The organism is Alkalicoccobacillus porphyridii (assembly GCF_007293315.1).
Classification (GTDB): Bacteria; Bacillota; Bacilli; order Bacillales; family Bacillaceae_D; genus Alkalicoccobacillus; species Alkalicoccobacillus porphyridii.
This window is the reverse complement of the sequence record NZ_VLXZ01000301.1, coordinates 1-256: the sequence shown is the minus strand read 5'-3', so window position 1 is coordinate 256 and position 256 is coordinate 1. Positions and strand designations below refer to the sequence as shown.

The 256-nt window shown below is 54.7% G+C and carries 1 protein-coding gene; it reads right to left on the bottom strand.

Going from position 1 to position 256, the window contains the following annotated elements; all coding sequences use genetic code 11:
* The coding region (locus FN960_RS24380; protein WP_221936871.1) for an Asd/ArgC dimerization domain-containing protein at window positions 1-256 on the bottom strand (256 nt) is incomplete at both ends.

The window sequence follows — 256 nt, the reverse complement described above, 5'->3', positions numbered from 1 at the left end:
CGAAATCATCAGCCCTTCGTCCTGCAGGATTTTGCGTACTTCGTCAACGATACGACGTTCTTCACGCACGCTACCTTCGCTATCCGGCAGTAACGGCAGCATGTTGAACGCCAGCTGACGCCCGAAGAAATCTTCTTCGTCAATCGGAATGCCGTTGAGCAATTTCGCACTCTGCCCCGCTAACGCATCGACCGCTTTTTTGCCCTGGGCGGAGGCTGAAATCAGGCTGGTAACGCTGATACGTGATGAACCGCCC